This window comes from Nostoc sphaeroides (genome assembly GCF_003443655.1).
GTDB classification, from domain to species: Bacteria; Cyanobacteriota; Cyanobacteriia; order Cyanobacteriales; family Nostocaceae; genus Nostoc; species Nostoc sphaeroides.
The window spans coordinates 5942439-5960000 of sequence record NZ_CP031941.1; the positions used below are offsets into that span (position 1 = coordinate 5942439).

Consider the following 17562-nt stretch of genomic DNA (forward strand, 5'->3'; position numbering starts at 1 on the left):
AGTGAGGAGTGAGGAGTTAGGAGTGAGGAGTAAAGAGTAAAGACTAATTAGAAGTTTTACTCATAACTCCTAACTTAAAACTCATAACTCCTAACTCCTAACTTAAAACTAAATATACTCAAAACTCATAACTCGAAACTCAGCACTTAAGTATGAGACCTGCCCAAACTAATCAGTTTGACTACGTAAAAATCGGCTTGGCTTCCCCGGAACGCATTCGCCAATGGGGCGAGAGAACATTGCCCAATGGTCAAGTAGTCGGTGAAGTTACCAAGCCAGAAACGATTAATTACCGAACTCTCAAGCCAGAAATGGATGGCTTGTTTTGTGAGCGCATCTTTGGCCCAGCGAAAGATTGGGAATGCCATTGTGGCAAGTATAAAAGAGTTCGTCACAGAGGTATTGTTTGTGAGCGCTGTGGGGTAGAAGTCACCGAGTCACGGGTGCGTCGCCACCGCATGGGCTATATTAAACTCGCTGCACCAGTAGCTCACGTCTGGTATCTCAAGGGTATTCCTAGCTATATTTCCATCCTGTTGGATATGCCCTTGCGGGATGTCGAGCAGATTGTCTATTTCAACTCTTATGTTGTCCTGAGTCCTGGTAATGCCGAAACTTTAACTTACAAACAACTACTGAGTGAAGACCAGTGGTTGGAAATAGAAGACCAAATTTATAGCGAAGATTCTGTCCTGCAAGGCGTAGAGGTAGGTATTGGTGCTGAAGCGCTGTTGCGTTTGCTTGCCGATATCAATTTAGAACAAGAAGCCGAAAGCCTACGCGAAGAAATTGGCAATGCTAAGGGACAAAAGAGAGCCAAGTTAATTAAGCGACTACGGGTAATTGACAACTTTATCGCTACTGGTTCAAAACCAGAGTGGATGGTAATGGCAGTTATTCCCGTGATTCCCCCCGACTTGCGCCCAATGGTGCAGCTAGATGGCGGACGGTTTGCCACGAGCGATTTGAATGATTTGTATCGGCGGGTAATTAACCGCAACAATCGTTTGGCACGCTTGCAGGAAATTTTGGCACCAGAAATTATTGTGCGGAACGAGAAGCGGATGCTGCAAGAAGCAGTGGATGCTTTGATTGACAATGGTCGTCGGGGACGCACTGTGGTAGGGGCAAATAACCGACCACTGAAATCTTTGTCCGACATTATTGAGGGTAAGCAAGGACGTTTCCGACAAAACTTGTTGGGTAAACGGGTTGACTACTCTGGACGTTCGGTAATTGTGGTCGGGCCAAAGCTGAAAATTCACCAGTGCGGTTTGCCTAGAGAAATGGCAATTGAGCTATTTCAGCCATTTGTAATTAACCGCCTGATTCGTAGCGGCATGGTAAATAACATCAAAGCTGCGAAAAAGCTGATATCGCGCAATGATCCCAGTGTTTGGGATGTGCTGGAAGAGGTGATTGAAGGACACCCTGTAATGCTAAACCGGGCACCAACGTTGCACCGTTTGGGTATTCAGTCTTTTGAACCGATTTTGGTAGAAGGTAGAGCGATTCAACTGCATCCTCTGGTGTGTCCAGCGTTTAACGCCGACTTTGACGGCGACCAAATGGCGGTACACGTTCCTCTATCGTTAGAAAGTCAGGCTGAAGCGCGGTTGTTGATGTTAGCTTCTAACAATATTTTGTCACCAGCCACGGGTAGACCGATCATCACGCCTAGCCAAGATATGGTGTTGGGAGCCTATTATTTAACAGCAGAAAATCCCGGTGCGACAAAAGGGGCAGGAAATTACTTTTCTTCGCTAGAGGATGTAATTATGGCTTTCCAGCAAGATCAAATTGACTTGCACGCCTATATCTATGTGCGGTTTGACGGTGAAATAGAATCAGATCAACCGGATACAGAACCCGTGAAAGTGACGGAAAACGAGGATGGTACGCGCACATTACTCTATAAGTTCCGTCGAGTCAGACAAGACGCTAAAGGCAATGTACTTTCTCAGTATATATACACAACTCCTGGCCGCGTTATTTACAACAATGCCATTCAGGAAGCACTAGCAAGTTAATTCGTAATTTCTAATTCGTAATTCGTAATTGAAGAATTAATTACGAATTACGTAGCTTGCTTCTCGCGTTTGGCGAGTATTACGAATTATTAATTATTGATGACTCAGGACTAATGACTAATGACTAACGAAAAAATGATTTTTCGCAATCGGGTGGTTGATAAGGGTCAGCTGAGAAATTTAATTTCTTGGGCTTTTACAAATTATGGTACAGCGCGAACCGCAGTGATGGCGGACAAATTGAAAGATTTGGGATTTCGCTACGCTACCAAGGCAGGGGTATCCATCAGTGTAGATGACTTGATGATACCACCAACTAAGCGATTGCTCTTAGAAGCAGCTGAAGAAGAAATTCGCGCTACTGAAACCCGTTATCAACGGGGAGAAATCACTGAAGTAGAACGCTTCCAAAAGGTAATCGATACTTGGAATGGTACTAGTGAAGCGTTGAAAGATGAAGTCGTCGTCCACTTCAAGAAGACTAATCCCCTGAACTCCGTATACATGATGGCATTCTCCGGGGCACGGGGTAACATCTCTCAAGTGCGGCAATTGGTGGGGATGCGGGGACTGATGGCAGATCCTCAAGGGGAAATTATCGATTTGCCCATCAAAACCAATTTCCGTGAAGGTTTAACTGTAACGGAATACATTATTTCGTCTTACGGTGCCAGAAAAGGATTGGTAGATACTGCCTTGCGGACGGCTGACTCTGGTTATCTCACCCGGCGTTTGGTGGACGTATCTCAGGATGTGATTATTCGGGAATTTGACTGCGGTACCACGAGAGGAATTCCCATTCGACCAATGACAGAAGGTGCTAAAACCTTGATCCCTCTAGGAAACCGCTTGATGGGACGGGTAATTGGCGAAGATGTGCTGCATCCGGTGACAAAAGAAGTAATTGCACCACGCAATACCCCAGTTTCTGAGGACTTGGCTAAGAAAATCGACAAATCTGGGGTGGCAGAAGTTGTGCTGCGGAGTCCCCTAACTTGTGAAGCGGCACGTTCTGTCTGTCAACACTGCTACGGCTGGAGTTTAGCCCACGCCAAGATGGTGGACTTGGGCGAAGCTGTGGGGATTATTGCTGCCCAAAGTATCGGCGAACCTGGTACTCAGTTAACCATGCGGACATTCCACACAGGTGGGGTGTTTACTGGAGAAGTGGCGCAACAAGTTCGTTCTAAAATCGATGGGACTGTCAAGCTTCCCCGCAAACTGAAGACTAGAACATATCGTACCCGCCACGGGGAAGATGCCCTCTATGTTGAGGCTAATGGCATCATGCTTTTGGAGCCAACAAAAGTAGGTGATGTTACCCCAGAGAACCAAGAGGTTCATCTGACCCAAGGTTCAACACTATATGTATTTGATGGAAATAAGGTAAAACAAGGTCAGTTGTTGGCAGAGGTTGCCCTTGGTGGACGCACAACTCGGACTAATACAGAAAAAGCAGTTAAAGATGTAGCCTCTGACTTAGCAGGGGAAGTGCAATTTGCCGAAGTTGTTCCAGAACAAAAAACTGACCGTCAAGGTAATACCACAACCACAGCCGCACGCGGTGGTTTGATTTGGATTTTGTCTGGGGAAGTTTATAACTTGCCCCCTGGTGCAGAATTGGTGGTGAAAAATGGTGATGCGATCGCTTCTAATGGAGTTTTAGCAGAAACCAAGTTAACCAGTTTGCACGGCGGTGTGGTGCGTTTGCCAGAAGCTACCCCAGGTAAGAGTACCAGGGAAATTGAAATTATCACTGCTTCTGTGGTATTAGACCAAGCAACGGTGACAGTCCAAAGTTCCCAAGGGCGCAATAACTACTTAGTCTCTACTGGTAACAATCAAGTATTTAACCTCAGAGCTACACCAGGCACAAAAGTGCAAAATGGTCAAGTGGTAGCCGAGTTAATTGATGATCGCTATCGGACAACCACTGGTGGTTTCCTAAAATTCGCAGGTGTAGAAGTCCAGAAAAAAGGCAAAGCCAAGCTTGGTTATGAAGTCGTGCAAGGCGGTACTCTTTTGTGGATTCCCGAAGAAAGCCACGAAGTTAATAAAGATATTTCCTTGCTGTTGGTAGAAGATGGTCAGTTTGTAGAAGCTGGCACCGAGGTAGTAAAAGATATTTTCTGCCAAAACAGTGGTGTGATAGAAGTTACCCAGAAAAACGACATCCTGCGGGAAGTGGTGGTTAAGCCTGGGGAACTGCTGATGGTGGACGATCCAGAATCAGTTATTGGGCGAGATAACACCTTCATCCAACCAGGTGAGGAATTCCAAGGTAACGTCGCCACGGAATTGCGTTATATCCAGTATGTGGAGACACCAGAAGGGCCTGCCCTGTTGAGTCGTCCAGTTGTTGAGTTTGCCGTACCTGATAATCCAGATGTGCCATCAACTACATCGGTGAGCCAACAAACCGGGCGATCAATTCAATTGCGGGCTGTGCAGCGACTACCTTACAAAGATTCAGAACGCGTCAAATCTGTTGAAGGCGTGGAACTGCTGCGAACCCAGCTAGTGCTGGAAATTGAGCAAGAAGGGGAACAAGACCATAATGCTTCACCCCTTGCAGCAGATATTGAATTAGTAGAGGATACTGAAGACCCAGAAGTTCAACGTTTACAACTGGTAATTTTGGAATCCTTGGTAATTCGTCGAGACATTACCGCCGATGCCACCCAAGGTAGCACCCAAACCACACTTGAGGTACACGATGGGCTTACCATCGCCCCTGGATCTGTGGTTGCACGTACCCAAATTTTATGTAAAGAAGGCGGGGAAGTGCGGGGTGTTCGACAAGGAACCGAAAACGTGCGTCGCTGCTTGGTATTACGCGATGCTGATAGGCTGACCATTAATACTAGTACTCAGCCAAAGGTAAAAGTGGGTGACTTGCTAGTAGAAGGTACAGAAGTTGCTCCTGGAGTTTTTGCCCCAGAATCAGGGCAAGTAGTGGACGTTAAAAAGTTAGGAGTTAAGAGTGAGGAGTTAGGAGTTAATTCCGAAACTCCTAACTCCTCACTTCAAACTCAGAACTATGTTGTTACTACCCGTATCGGTCGCCCTTATCGAGTCAGCCCTGGTGCTGTGTTGCAGATAGAAGACGGCGATTTGGTACAACGGGGTGATAACTTGGTGTTGTTGGTGTTTGAACGCGCCAAAACCGGAGATATTATTCAAGGTTTGCCCCGGATTGAAGAACTACTTGAAGCTCGTAAACCCAAAGAAGCGTGCATTTTATGTCGCCGGGGGGGTGAAGTTAAGGTAGTTTACGCTGAAAGTGGTGATGAAGCGATCGCTATCAAGGTCGTAGAATCAAATGGCGTGGTAACAGATTATCCTCTAGGCCCAGGACAAAATTTGATTGTGCCAGATGGATCGATTGTGTTAGCGGGACAACCATTAACCGATGGCCCATCCAATCCCCACGAAATTTTGGAAATCTTCTTTAGCCTGGGTTCCGAAGATGGAATCTATGCTTGTGCTAGCCATGCTTTGCAGAAGGTACAGTCATTCTTGGTGAATGAAGTGCAAATGGTGTATCAATCTCAAGGAATTGATATTTCCGATAAACACATTGAAGTCATTGTTCGCCAGATGACCAATAAAGTCAGGATTGATGATGGTGGTGACACCACTATGCTTCCTGGTGAATTGGTAGAACTGCGCCAAGTTGAGCAGGTAAATGAAGCTATGGCAATCACAGGCGGTGCTAGGGCACAGTATACCCCAGTATTGTTGGGGATCACCAAAGCATCGTTGAATACCGACAGCTTTATTTCCGCCGCATCTTTCCAAGAGACAACACGGGTACTTACCGAAGCAGCGATCGAAGGCAAATCCGACTGGCTGCGAGGATTAAAGGAAAACGTGATTATCGGGCGGTTGATTCCGGCGGGTACTGGCTACAATACCTATGAAGAACCCGGTGCGATTGAAGACTATGCTGCTGAAATTACCAGTAGTGTCTTGGATGAAGTCGATGATCCCCTAGATATGGTCTTAGATGACCGCACAGCTCGCACCTATAATTTAGATTCTCCTACTCTTGGGGAATCTGGTTTTGGTAGCAGACGTGCAGAAAGGTCAGTTCTAGATGACGAAGATGAATTAATCGCCGATGAAGTCGTAGACGACGACGATTTTGAGGAAGTAGAGGAAGACGACGAGGATGATTTCGACGACGAATAGAGACTTGAAATTTCGCGTCTCTATTAAAATGTAAAAAATAAAAAGGCAAAAGAAGATTTTCTTTTGCCTTTTTTTTGCTCTCTAAAAACATATTTTTAAATCCTCAATATTCCAATACGCTTGGGTTAAGGGCTAATTGTATAAAATTGTGGGTTTTCGAGACGCGATAAATCGCCGTCTCTACAAGTGTTTTGATCTTATCAGAACTGTATTGCTCAATATTCTGGTTTCTACTTTTCAATCTAGTAGTCTGTCAATTACGGGGATTCAAAAGTAACATCCTCATATAAATCTGCAACAGCACACCGAAAATCTACACTGGCCAAATGAATGATATCTTCTTGCCCATAGGGATAAAGTACCCATTGTCTCTCTGGGTTACGGCGAAAACATTCAACATTTAACCGACTTTGACTCACAAGTACATATTCCTGAAGTGACTCCATCTGTCGGTAGTCAGCAAATTTATCACCTCGGTCAAAGGCTTCTGTTGTCGGAGATAGCACTTCTACAATTAACGAAGGATAACGCAGAAAGTTGTTAAAAGCTTTGTCTCGTTGGTCACAACTTACTATAACATCGGGATAGTAATAGATATTAATTGACTCAATATGTGCTTTGGTGTCTGAGATATAAGCCTGACAACCACTTCCACGCAAATGATTTCTTAGCATAGCAAACAGATTGCCGCTAATAATTACATGCGTATTACTTGCTCCTGCCATTGCATAAACATGTCCCTGTCTATATTCATGCTTGATAGGACTGGTTTCTTCTCCTTTGAGATAGTCTTCTGGAGAAATATAGCTAGAATTTGGAGTTGCAACCATCTGTAATGACATTTTGTGATACCTTGTATCTAGTTTAAAAGAAGCTTTACGGCTAAATCCGCATAAATCTAGCTATTGCTAGATGCTGTAATTCTCTCAAGAGCTATAATCTACATCTGTTGCACCGAGAGATTAACTTGTGGATGTCATATTAGAACGATCGCACCAATTAAAACAAGCCTTAGTTGATTTTGTCCTTGATGCTGAAGGCGAACTAGCACAAGCACTGGAAACTTATGCAGCCGCACAGTTGCGCCGGGGAAGTGGGGATAGTACACAGCAGGACTTAATTATCGATAGCTTTCTGACAGCCGGGAAAGTCGGTGATAAGTCACCATTAGAGTTGTTTATCGAAAGCCATCCAGATTTAGAAGAAAGCGATCGCAACCTGATCAACAGCTGGCATGATAGTTTTATTGGCTTATTTGCCATTACCAATATCCTACCTGATGGCTTTGAATTGACAAACTGGTTAACAGATAAACACTACATTGTCAAGCCAAATAATACTCAAACATTACAGGCAATATCTCGGTTGAAAGTAGGAGAAATTTTATTAACTCGCATTTCTCCTGTTACCGATAGCTACTGGATGTTTTCTGGCCCCTATACAATAATGGGTAAATTAGGTAAACCAAAACTTGCTGTAGCAATTGGTAATTTTAAAGAAAACTATAAAAGTAATCTTTACAGCGATGCTCCAGACTTGCTAGAAGAAGCTTGGCAATCAGTAGGACAATATCATCAGCAGTTTGTGGACTTTTTTGGCACTGATGAAATCACACTATCTGGATATAAGCTTAATAAAAAAATAGCGGAATTTCAAGAATTAATTACTGAAAAACGCTTTGCAGAAGCAGGAATTGATACTTCTAAATCCTTGGCTGAAGTGGCAGAAGCGGCTGGCATTGGAGACGATGAAATAAAAGCAGCAGCAGAAGAATTTGGTGCTGATTCCAACATAGTCTCTCAGATGTTTAACAGCAAAAGCAGTAATAGCAAAATGGTGATGCCAAAGGTTGATTTACCTGCGGAACTAAAGAAAGCAGAACAGGTAACGGCTCTTTCTCATCCTCGTTGGGGACAAATGTTTTTACCAACATATAGTAAGGTACAAGCAATTTTATCAGCAGAGGACTGGCAAAGTGTTCAAGGAGCGGAAAAATTAGTTCGCTACTACCTTGAAGATAAAAGTATTAATGCTTTTATTTGGCATCGATTAGCGCAACAGTATCCAAGTAAATTAGAAAATGTGTTGCAAACAGTTTTACAACGTCCAGAATTTCGTCTTGAAAGCGACTTAGACACACTTTTGCAAGAATTCAATAAACCTATTGAGCCAGAGTTACCAGAAATTGCTAGTGTTCCTATACATTTACACAATTTATTTCAAGAAGCTTTAGGAGAAGTTAACAAATCCAAACCCAAGGGTAAAGGGCAAAAAAAACCAGCAAAGGGTTTTAAACTTTAAGTGAATTCTCTGTCTTTTTCATGCAATTAAGTACATTTTTAGAACATGAACGCTTGATACAAAATCAAAAAGGCAGAGATAACAGCCAAATACTGTAAGTTACCTTGGTCGTGAACACTGCGAGTGCTTGTTCAAAGGTAGAAAATTAAAATAATAATGTGCTGAAATCGGGCTAGATATTTTCCAAATGAAAATTCTTGGTGTGCAGCGAAGCTATATAATTAATACATTTATTAGTGAGAGGTATTACTTACCATGCCGAATAATCACAGTACAATTTTGAGTAAAATTGTATTATTAGCTATGATAGTTTCTGCCTCTGCCACTTTGCCCCCAATAAAAGAGGTAACTGCTCAGTCAAGTGATAATCGTTTACGAACACAGTTTACAGGGCCAAATAAGTGTTTAGATATTATCAACGATGGAGTAAACAACAAACCCATTATGGCTAAGTGCGGTAACTTCTCAGGACAGCTTTGGAGCATAGAAACTGCTGGTTCTCCTGGGTATTATCGTTTACGAACACAGTTTACAGGGGCAGATAAGTGTTTAGATATTATCAACGATGGAATAAACAACAAACCAGTTATGGCTAAGTGTGGTAAATTCTCAGGACAATTGTGGAATTTATCGATAGGTCTTTGAGTGTACAGCTAGCTGTGTACTTCCAACACCGATTAGTACAATCAGTGTCAAAAACGACATTAAGACAGAGTATTTATTTTTAAAGATCGGTAGATAGCAGGTGAACAATCTCACCTACGATTTCCTCTGGACTCTCAAGCTTGACTAAAAATCGATCAAAGCCAGCATTCAAAGCCTTATGAATTGAGACTTCCCGTGTATAAGAAGTGATAGCGATCGCAGGTAACTGTCTTAAGGATGAGCAAGAATGCACTCGAATTTGCTCAATTAACCAATTTCCATCATGATCGGGCAATTTCACATTGCACAACAGAATATCGGGATGAAGCGATTCTACCAAGGCAAGGGCTGCTTCTGCATCGGTTAAAGCGATCACCTCTGCACCATCTGCTTCCAAAACGAAGGTGAGCAAATCTGCAATATCTGGCTCATCCTCTACCAGTAAAATCAGGGTTCCAATAAGCTGCTGGAGCGAATTTAACTCAGTTTCTTGATTGATTTTTTGATGGCTTGCCATGCCGTCCCTTTATTACCTGCTATAGTATGCTATTTCTATTGCAACGCATGGGGCGGAATAAGTATTCACCCTAAATACACAAATTTGGGGTGAAAAGTTTTATCAATATGAAGAAGTTAATTCATGGATCAACATTGAACGCCCTGTTAGGTAAGCGATCGCCCCGAACTAGTTATCTATGACCACAGGCTTTAATAACCATTAGTCAAAAATAATTTTAGCTAGTATAATAAATCACGCTATTTTCCAGACCTAGATTTGGGTAGCGTCTCTGGGTTACGCTCTCCGAAATCAATCAAAACAAAAGAATCAATGCGTGAAATTAAGCCCTGGACTACTACCCTAGTAGTCATAATATCTATTATTGCAACTTCAATAGGCGTTTACAATCTTGAATCGTTTTTAAACACTGTGTGTTTGATAAATACTATGCCTGCTATCAGTAAACATTGTAAGGCGTTGCCCTAACTGGGTGCTTTATAATAGATGTGCCAAGTTGGTAAACAGTAGAGCTTTTTGAATCAGCTGACTAATATTTTTTGGTAACAGGTAATTGGAGAAAAGCTATTACCCATTACCCATCACTCATTACCGAGGTTCAGCTTGAGTTGAAACTGTTAAAACTTGTGGAGGTGTAGCATCCGGTGGATAGAGAAAGTCAACTTCTACTAAAGAGCGATCGCCTGCTTTCATATTTAATAAAACTAAGGGTTCCCCTTCTTGACCTCTCTTTTGCACTAAATGCACAAACTGAGTCTGGGGCTGATTTTGCCCATCTTTGTAACGTACCCGCACTGTCCCTCGGAAGAATACTTGAGGGGCTGGTGTACTAAGAAAGCGTAACCCCGGTTTTCCCAATTGCTCCTCCTTAAGTGGTGTTTGTATAGACACACTAACAGTTTGAGGACTTTGAGTATTGTTGTATAGCGGCAACTTGAGATTATATTGAATCCCATAGTTCCCATGAGCGCGATATGCTGTGTCAGGATAGCGCACCAGCATAGTAGCACTTTGAATTTGGCCAGTTCCTAATGTACCGCCATGCAGGCTACTCAGAGCGTAGGAAAACATTTGACCAGGCTGGGGAATAGTTAGATACCTGCCTTTAGGATTATCTACTAATAAGGCTCTCCATCGTGAACCACCAGCCACTCCAGCAACACGCCCGTAAATTCTTGGTTTGCCAGTTTCTTCTAAGGGAGTAGGCGCTTTATCCCGTGGCCCAGCCAAATCACCATTATCTAGTAAATTCTGCCACTCCTCTAAAGTCGGCGTTCCCGCTTCTCCTGTCGGAGACGCTACGCGAACGGGTTGCCGTAGGCATCGCTCACTACCATCGGGATTCACCCGTGCAAACATGGCTAGGCTAGCTGCATAGACAGTGCCATTACTTTGCAATCGGATCAATGTAGACCGACCATTGAGGGGTGGTGTCAATCCCTCCACAGGAATAGGTAAATTTAGTAACATCCGACTTTGCCCTGCTGGAATGTCAATTTGGGCAGGAAAAATCTCTTGTCGCCGTCCCCTCAGTACATCAGACATGACGCGATCGCCTGGCCCGGCAAAAATTGTACCCAACATATTTTGGCTAAAGGATGGTAGCTCAATAAATGGTGCATCCGGTTGACTCAAATAACTCGCCGCCTGCCAAATATTCACTTTCACTGGTTCCGAACTAGGATTGTGCAAAATTATCCCTAGATACAGCGATGTCTCCGACGGGCTACGCCTACGCAAATTCTCTGGCGGTTCAGCTCTAGTAATATGATGGGCAAAAATATCAAATCGTCCTCGAAAGGGAAAATTCAGATGCGCCGTTGGCACTTTTTTGCCATCTGGTGGAAAGGTGGAGAGTAAAATTCCTTCTTTCAAAACCAATTCTGGACTATTGCTGTTAAACGTTGGCACTGTATCCAATTGTCCTGGTAAAGGACGTACTTCTTGTGGTTGTACAACTTCTTCAGGCAGTGGCATGGGAGGAGTTAATTGGGCAATCGGGAAAATTAGTAACAATGGCAACATATACTTAGATATTTCTTTCACCATACAGACATTAACAACTTGATGAAAGTGCCAGTTTGTTAATAATTAATACGCAATCTGCAAGAATCCCCATCAAATTTTCTGGATCGAGAACCGGAACGTGGGCAAAAATACAACGTACCATGAGTTGCTTTTAGCTTAAGTACTCTTTGCGAGACACTACGCGACAGACAAGTTTACCGCAGTCGGGGCTAATCTCAATCCCTGCTGCTCCCGTCATTAATTCTTCTAAATCAACTGCTGTTTGCAAAACAATTTCTTTACAGCTAAGTAAAGCGGTGTAAATAATTAAAAGTTTGTAGTCAGGAATTTAGTCCTCAAATGAGGGCTGAAGCTCTCACTACAAAATAATCTCAATACTTTTTACATTACTTAATCTAATTTTATTTATGGGACTTCCAAGTAAAAAAATATTCCATTGCTATTGTTCACTGTTGACCGTTGACGGTTCACGGGTTTTCAGTCAACAGTCAACAGTCAACGACTTGAATGTGGAATAATTTATTTTTTGGAGTTCCCTATTCTAGCCTACTTACTTAGCAACTGCTTCCCCACTTAATTATGTACGGCTTACAGCCATGCCACAAGAGACGATGTAATCCAATACTACTCGGTTAAGCATTTTGAACTCAGAATTTGGTTTGGGGAAAAGGTTACTGGGGTTGGGTTAAAGGTTTTTTCTTTCCCTTTTCCCCTTCCCCTTTTCCCCTTAACCGAGAAGTATTGCGATGTAATCAGGTTAAATTGCATTGATTTTTTCCATTACCTGAGTACTGGCAAGTTGCACATCTACGGGTAACTGGCGTAAAAAACTTAAGTCATCTGGTATCAGATCAAGTTTGGTAAGTTCAAGTAATAAATCATCAGAAGAATTCGACAGTTGATATTTTAGGCAAATGTCAAAAGAAGTTAATAGAATTCTTTTCTTCATAACAAATATTATTTAGAATAGAAAAACCCTCCATAATAAATTTACAAGGAGCAGGTGAATGCCAGTAATTGCGGTCGTAGATTACGAGATGGGAAATTTGCACTCAGTCTGTAAAGGCTTGGAAAAAGCTGGAGCAACTCCTAATGTTACTTATTCTCCAAAGGAATTAGAGCAGGCAGATGCAATAGTTCTGCCGGGAGTGGGAGCATTTGATCCAGCAGTCCAACACCTGCGATCGCGTGGTTTGGAACAACCTATTAAAGAAGCGATCGCATCTGGTAAACCTTTTTTGGGAATTTGTTTAGGATTGCAAATTCTCTTTGAATCAAGTGCAGAAGGTACTCAACCAGGACTAGGAATTATCAAAGGAAAAGTGCGGCGGTTTCGCCCAGAACCTGACATCACTATTCCTCACATGGGTTGGAATCAACTGGAAATGACTCAACCAAAAAGTATTTTGTGGGAGCATTTACCGTCCGATCCTTGGGTATATTTTGTCCATTCTTACTATGTTGACCCAATAGATCCGCTAATCCGTGCAGCAACTATCACCCACGGTACTCAAACCGTCACAGCTGCGATCGCCCACGAAAACCTAATGGCAGTCCAATTTCACCCCGAAAAATCCTCTAATATCGGATTGCAAATTTTATCGAATTTTGTTGCTCAAGTCCGCGAAAAAATTCCTGCCTAATACTATTTTTGTCATTTGTTCTTTGTTCTTTGTCTAAAACTAATGACCAATGACCAATGACTAATAACCAATGAGCCTGAGAATTTACGGTAATCGCCAGCTAAAAACTTTACCAGGAAAAGAAACTAGACCCACTAGTGCGCGGGTAAGGGAAGCAGTATTTAATATTTGGCAGGGAGAAATTGCAGGTTGTCGCTGGCTAGATTTGTGCGCCGGTACTGGTTCAATGGGCGCAGAGGCTTTGTGTAGAGGAGCCAGCCTAGTAGTGGGAATTGAACAATCGAGCCGAGCCTGTGCTACCATCCAAGAAAATTGGCAGCAGGTGGCGAATGCCGAGCAAGAACTTCGGGTATTGCGGGGAGATATTGTCCAACAGTTAAAGACTTTAACAGGCAAGCAATTCGATAGAATTTACTTTGATCCACCTTATGCTAGTGGATTGTACCAGCCAGTATTAGAAGCGATCGCTCACTATCAACTTTTAGATCCTAGCGGTGAAATCGCAGTTGAACACGCCTCACAAGGTTGGACACCGCCAGAGATTCCCGATTGGGAAGTTTGCCGCGAGAAACTTTACGGCAACACATCACTTACTTTCTACAGAATTCGGAGTGAGGGATCAGGGGCAGATAAAGGAGATGAGGAACAATATAACTCCTAACTCCTAACTCCTAACTCCTAACTCCTAACTCCTAACTCCTAACTCCTAACTCCTAACTCCTAACTCCTAACTCAGCACTTTTGTCACCCCCCCAACTGATTCGGGCGCTTATATTGCTTATAGGCAGCGTAAAACAGTCCGGCAAGGGTGACGAAAACTAGACCAAGGACAATACCTGATAGTAGGGGTTCAACCACTGTAAATCTCCTCTTTGAAATTATTAAATATTCGTTGCCTGCTTTTGATTTTACCAAATTTCGTATGAATCCTGCGCCCTACAGCCTTTTTGGAGGGCGACTGCCCACAAGAAAATAGTCTTCTGTGCTTGCAGACACAATCAAGAACTTTTAAGCTATGTGTAGGAAATGAAAACTTTTTAGCACATCTAGACTTTCACAGCAAACCTTTTGGATAACCAGATTACCAAACCTGAAATTTTGATTCAGAGGATCGTTTTATTGGCGCTGGCTATACTGCTGGCAGTCCCTTTGGGCTTTTTTGGTGTTCAGTTGGTTCAAGCCTCCGATCCATACGTCAAGAGCGTTCTATCCTTAACAGGAAACCCAGTTCAAGGACACGCGATCTTTCAAATTAACTGTGCTGGTTGTCATGGCTTGGAAGCAGACGGGCGAGTAGGGCCGAGTTTGCAAGCTGTCTCAAAGCACAAGTCTCGATATGGACTGATTCGCCAGGTGATCAGTGGTGAAACCCCGCCAATGCCAAAATTCCAACCTAGTGCCCAAGAAATGGCGGATCTTCTGAACTATTTAGAGTCGTTGTAAACGTTAGAATTTTTGGTTGTGGGATACATAATAGGACTTTGGGATAGAGGTATAGTGAGCGTAGGCGCAGCCCGTCGTAGACATCGCTTTACCAAAAAGATAACGGGAAAATCAGATTCAAATCAGACTCGCTATAGAGTGAGTATTTCTGGTTAACTAAAAACACCTTTGTTAGCAGAAGGTTATCTCAAAGCACCCTAGCTCAGTATAACAACGCCCTTCTAAGTTGCAGTGGCGAGAAGTCTCATTAGTCATTGACCTTTGTCCTTTTCTTCACATCTGGTCGCATTTACGTAGAATCTTTGATAAAAACTCATATAAACTGTATATTTTAGAGTATGTTAAAGCCACTATTTAATTATCACGAAAGTCAGGTTGGGTACCTAACTCGGTAAAATTAAGACAAAAGTTCCCAATGAATGAGCTAAGGTTTAGCAACTTTTAACAAACTAGATACTTTGAGATGGCCGAAAGCTAATGACTGAAGCGATCCAAATCGGTAATCGTACAATCACAGCTAGTGAATTGATTTCCTTACTGGCGAATTACCAAATGCTGCCACAGTTGCAGCGCGAATTAATCATTGATGAGGCGATAGAGCAAAACTCACGCTCCGCCAAGCTAGCAATAGAGTGTACACCTGAGGAAGTAGCCCAAGCCAAACAGCAGTTTTACACTGAAAAACAGTTCAAAAATGAAGAAGACATCCAGACTTGGATGGCACATCAAGGGCTGACTCCCGAACAACTAGAAGTTATTATTACTCGTAAGCTTAAAATTGAAAAATTCAAGCAAGCTACTTGGGGTAATAAACTGGAATCCTACTTTTTTCAGTCCAAGACAAAACTAGACAAAGTAATTTATTCTCTACTGCGAACCCAGGATGTGGGAATAGCCCAAGAACTTTACTTCCGCATTCAGGCAAAAGAAAACTCTTTTGCTGACTTGGCGCGTGAATATTCACTCGGGCCAGAAGCCCAAACTGGAGGCTTAGTAGGGCCGATTGAACTGAATGCACTACATCCGGTAATGGTACAAATGCTATCTAGCAGTCAACCAGGTCAGATATTGCCCCCTACCCGCATTGCCGATTGGTTCGTGATTTTGCGGCTGGAAAAATTTATCCCCGCACAACTGGATGAATTTATGAAAGTGCGCCTGCTGAATGAACTCTTTGAAACCTGGCTACAACAACAGCAAAAGCAAATCATGTCTGCACCACAATTAGAGGCGGGGACAGTATCACAGGGAGAGGGCGATCAACCTTTAACCTAAGTATGGAAGGACGTGACTCCTATGCTTGGTTGGCTTCAAAACTGAAGATAGCGCGATCGCTCTGTTAGTTTTCCAGGCTGGACGAGCGATCGCTTTTGATTTGTGTCACTCTTAGGTGGGATTGCACCTTTTTATTATTAAAGGGTCGAATCCCGCCTTTGTCAAGATAAAAAATGGGGCTAGTCAGACTAAAGATTCGAGAACTTGCAAAAGCAAAAGGGTGGACTATCAAAGAAGTCGCAGATCGTGCGGGCGTAAACTACAACACAGTTAAAAGTTATGCCCGACATCCTGGGATGAGTATGGTAGATTTGACTGCTGTTCAGAAAATCGCCTGTGCTTTTGAGGTGACGATTGAAGAATTGATCGATGTGGTGGAAGAGTAGGCGATCGCACTTTATAATCAATCAAATCTTAGTAAAAATACAGAGGCATTAATTATGTAAAAATAAATATTAGTAGCTGCATAGATTATTAGCTACTAAATAAATTTTAAAATTTATAAGATAAACTGCGAATGCTTAAAATTGATGACGAAGGAAAAGCAAGGGATTTTATTAAAAATCTCCAAGATAAATTGGAGACACAAATTGGAAAAGAATTTGTGTTTCTTTTAGTAGGTCGTACAGGAGTTGGTAAATCAAGTACCGTCAATAGCTTGATGGGTAAAGAGATAGCCTCAGTTGGTGACTATGAACCAACAACAATGGAGGTTAAAAATTATGACTCAGATATAAATGGAATCAAATGTACAGTTATTGATACCCCAGGTCTTTGTGACGATTTAGAGGAAGAAGGAAATGACTATAAATATCTAGAACTCATACGTTCAAAAGAGAATCAGGTTGACTCAATGTGGTTTGTGAGTAGATTGGATGACACAAGAGTATCTACAGACGAAAAACGAGGAATAAAGAACAATACTCTACTTAACTACAAGCTCGCAATATTGCCAGTATTCAGATGGTAAAGGCGATCGCCTCAGCTAGTAAGTTCAGCTTACCGTGTGAGATTTGCCCCACACCAAAAAAAGATAAAATAAAACCAAGTCTACACAAACAATCAATGACTCTGGGATGAAGACCCTAGCAAAATGGACAGTGGACGACTATCATCGCATGATAGCAGCCGGAATCTTAAGTAATCGCCGTGTCGAGTTACTCGCTGGGGAAATTGTAGAAATGACACCAGAAACCCCAATACACTACAACACCGCAAAGCGAGGCGCGAAATACCTAGAAAATTTATTAGCAGGGAAAGCAGATGTTCGCTTTAATGGTCCGATAACCCTACAAAATTCAGAACCTGAACCAGATATCGCTATTGTTAGACCACAAGATTCTGTATATAATAACCGTCATCCTGAACCAGAAGATATCTTTTGGCTAATAGAAGTTGCTAAAACGAGCCAAAAAAAAGACTTAGAACTCAAAACAAAAATCTACGCGGCTGCTCTTATACAAGAGTATTGGGTGATAGATTTATC

Annotated in this window: 15 protein-coding genes and 1 pseudogene (1 of these 16 cut by a window edge); 11 read left to right on the top strand and 5 right to left on the bottom strand. The window is 42.6% G+C overall.

Annotated features, from left to right (window positions below; all coding sequences use genetic code 11):
• Positions 1–152: 152 nt before the first annotated feature.
• Both D1367_RS26575 and D1367_RS26580 read left to right on the top strand, forming a co-directional pair.
• A complete protein-coding gene (locus D1367_RS26575; RefSeq protein WP_118169620.1) occupies positions 153–2030 on the top strand; it encodes a DNA-directed RNA polymerase subunit gamma in 1878 nt (625 codons plus the stop codon).
• 120 nt (positions 2031–2150) lie between these two features.
• The gene (locus D1367_RS26580; RefSeq protein ID WP_118169621.1) at positions 2151–6224 is read left to right on the top strand and encodes a DNA-directed RNA polymerase subunit beta''; all 4074 of its coding nucleotides are present in this window, start codon (positions 2151–2153) and stop codon (positions 6222–6224) included.
• A gap of 257 nt (positions 6225–6481) precedes the next feature.
• On the opposite strand, the gene D1367_RS26585 is transcribed toward D1367_RS26580, so the two are convergent.
• Positions 6482–7054, bottom strand: coding sequence for a Uma2 family endonuclease (locus D1367_RS26585; protein ID WP_118171666.1), 573 nt, complete (start codon positions 7052–7054; stop codon positions 6482–6484).
• Between the two features lie 139 nt (positions 7055–7193).
• Here D1367_RS26585 and D1367_RS26590 point away from each other — a divergent pair, with 139 nt between their 5' ends.
• The gene (locus D1367_RS26590; RefSeq protein WP_118169623.1) at positions 7194–8525 is read left to right on the top strand and encodes a hypothetical protein; all 1332 of its coding nucleotides are present in this window, start codon (positions 7194–7196) and stop codon (positions 8523–8525) included.
• Positions 8526–8828: 303 nt separating this feature from the next.
• Positions 8829–9170 (top strand): RICIN domain-containing protein, encoded by a 342-nt coding sequence (locus D1367_RS26595; protein ID WP_118171667.1) that lies wholly within the window; start codon positions 8829–8831, stop codon positions 9168–9170.
• Between the two features lie 79 nt (positions 9171–9249).
• On the opposite strand, the gene D1367_RS26600 is transcribed toward D1367_RS26595, so the two are convergent.
• From D1367_RS26600 to D1367_RS26610, 3 genes and pseudogenes are all read right to left on the bottom strand, one after another.
• A complete protein-coding gene (locus D1367_RS26600; protein ID WP_118169625.1) occupies positions 9250–9687 on the bottom strand; it encodes a response regulator in 438 nt (145 codons plus the stop codon).
• Between the two features lie 588 nt (positions 9688–10275).
• The gene (locus D1367_RS26605) at positions 10276–11712 is read right to left on the bottom strand and encodes a DUF3370 domain-containing protein (protein WP_118169627.1); all 1437 of its coding nucleotides are present in this window, start codon (positions 11710–11712) and stop codon (positions 10276–10278) included.
• A 763-nt stretch (positions 11713–12475) separates the two neighbouring features.
• Positions 12476–12664 (bottom strand): annotated as a pseudogene (locus D1367_RS26610) (peptidase C15); the annotation flags it as partial.
• A gap of 58 nt (positions 12665–12722) precedes the next feature.
• On the opposite strand from D1367_RS26610, the gene hisH reads away from it, so the two are divergent.
• Positions 12723–13358, top strand: coding sequence for an imidazole glycerol phosphate synthase subunit HisH (gene hisH, locus D1367_RS26615; RefSeq protein ID WP_118169629.1), 636 nt, complete (start codon positions 12723–12725; stop codon positions 13356–13358).
• Positions 13359–13428: 70 nt separating this feature from the next.
• A complete protein-coding gene (gene rsmD, locus D1367_RS26620) occupies positions 13429–14019 on the top strand; it encodes a 16S rRNA (guanine(966)-N(2))-methyltransferase RsmD (protein ID WP_118169631.1) in 591 nt (196 codons plus the stop codon).
• 83 nt (positions 14020–14102) lie between these two features.
• Here rsmD and petG read toward each other — a convergent pair whose 3' ends face one another.
• Positions 14103–14216: a cytochrome b6-f complex subunit V gene (petG, locus tag D1367_RS26625; protein WP_063721252.1), complete on the bottom strand. Its 114-nt coding sequence runs from the start codon at positions 14214–14216 to the stop codon at positions 14103–14105.
• A gap of 210 nt (positions 14217–14426) precedes the next feature.
• Between petG and D1367_RS26630 the strand changes: the two genes are divergently transcribed.
• From D1367_RS26630 to D1367_RS26650, 5 genes are all read left to right on the top strand, one after another.
• On the top strand, positions 14427–14801 hold the full coding sequence (locus tag D1367_RS26630) for a c-type cytochrome (RefSeq protein WP_118169633.1): 375 nt from the start codon (positions 14427–14429) through the stop codon (positions 14799–14801).
• Positions 14802–15278: 477 nt separating this feature from the next.
• The gene (locus tag D1367_RS26635; RefSeq protein WP_118169635.1) at positions 15279–16076 is read left to right on the top strand and encodes a peptidylprolyl isomerase; all 798 of its coding nucleotides are present in this window, start codon (positions 15279–15281) and stop codon (positions 16074–16076) included.
• Positions 16077–16249: 173 nt separating this feature from the next.
• Positions 16250–16462: a helix-turn-helix domain-containing protein gene (locus D1367_RS26640; RefSeq protein ID WP_118169638.1), complete on the top strand. Its 213-nt coding sequence runs from the start codon at positions 16250–16252 to the stop codon at positions 16460–16462.
• Positions 16463–16593: 131 nt separating this feature from the next.
• A complete protein-coding gene (locus D1367_RS26645) occupies positions 16594–17046 on the top strand; it encodes a GTPase (RefSeq protein WP_118169640.1) in 453 nt (150 codons plus the stop codon).
• Between the two features lie 106 nt (positions 17047–17152).
• A protein-coding gene (locus tag D1367_RS26650; protein WP_118169641.1) for a Uma2 family endonuclease crosses the window boundary here: on the top strand, positions 17153–17562 show its 5' portion. It continues 133 nt past the right edge of the window; 410 of the gene's 543 nt are visible here — the first part of the coding sequence; the start codon lies at positions 17153–17155; its stop codon lies off the right edge, out of view.

Excerpts from the sequence above, each read along its gene's own strand:
- D1367_RS26575 (WP_118169620.1), top strand. The coding sequence starts at position 153 with ATGAGACCTGCCCAAACTAATCAGTTTGACTACGTAAAAATCGGCTTG.
- D1367_RS26580 (WP_118169621.1), top strand. The coding sequence starts at position 2,151 with ATGACTAACGAAAAAATGATTTTTCGCAATCGGGTGGTTGATAAGGGT.
- D1367_RS26585 (WP_118171666.1), bottom strand. The coding sequence starts at position 7,054 with ATGGTTGCAACTCCAAATTCTAGCTATATTTCTCCAGAAGACTATCTC.
- D1367_RS26595 (WP_118171667.1), top strand. The coding sequence starts at position 8,829 with ATGATAGTTTCTGCCTCTGCCACTTTGCCCCCAATAAAAGAGGTAACT.
- D1367_RS26600 (WP_118169625.1), bottom strand. The coding sequence starts at position 9,687 with ATGGCAAGCCATCAAAAAATCAATCAAGAAACTGAGTTAAATTCGCTC.
- D1367_RS26605 (WP_118169627.1), bottom strand. The coding sequence starts at position 11,712 with ATGTTGCCATTGTTACTAATTTTCCCGATTGCCCAATTAACTCCTCCC.
- hisH (WP_118169629.1), top strand. The coding sequence starts at position 12,723 with ATGCCAGTAATTGCGGTCGTAGATTACGAGATGGGAAATTTGCACTCA.
- rsmD (WP_118169631.1), top strand. The coding sequence starts at position 13,429 with ATGAGCCTGAGAATTTACGGTAATCGCCAGCTAAAAACTTTACCAGGA.
- D1367_RS26635 (WP_118169635.1), top strand. The coding sequence starts at position 15,279 with ATGACTGAAGCGATCCAAATCGGTAATCGTACAATCACAGCTAGTGAA.
- D1367_RS26640 (WP_118169638.1), top strand. The coding sequence starts at position 16,250 with ATGGGGCTAGTCAGACTAAAGATTCGAGAACTTGCAAAAGCAAAAGGG.
- D1367_RS26645 (WP_118169640.1), top strand. The coding sequence starts at position 16,594 with ATGCTTAAAATTGATGACGAAGGAAAAGCAAGGGATTTTATTAAAAAT.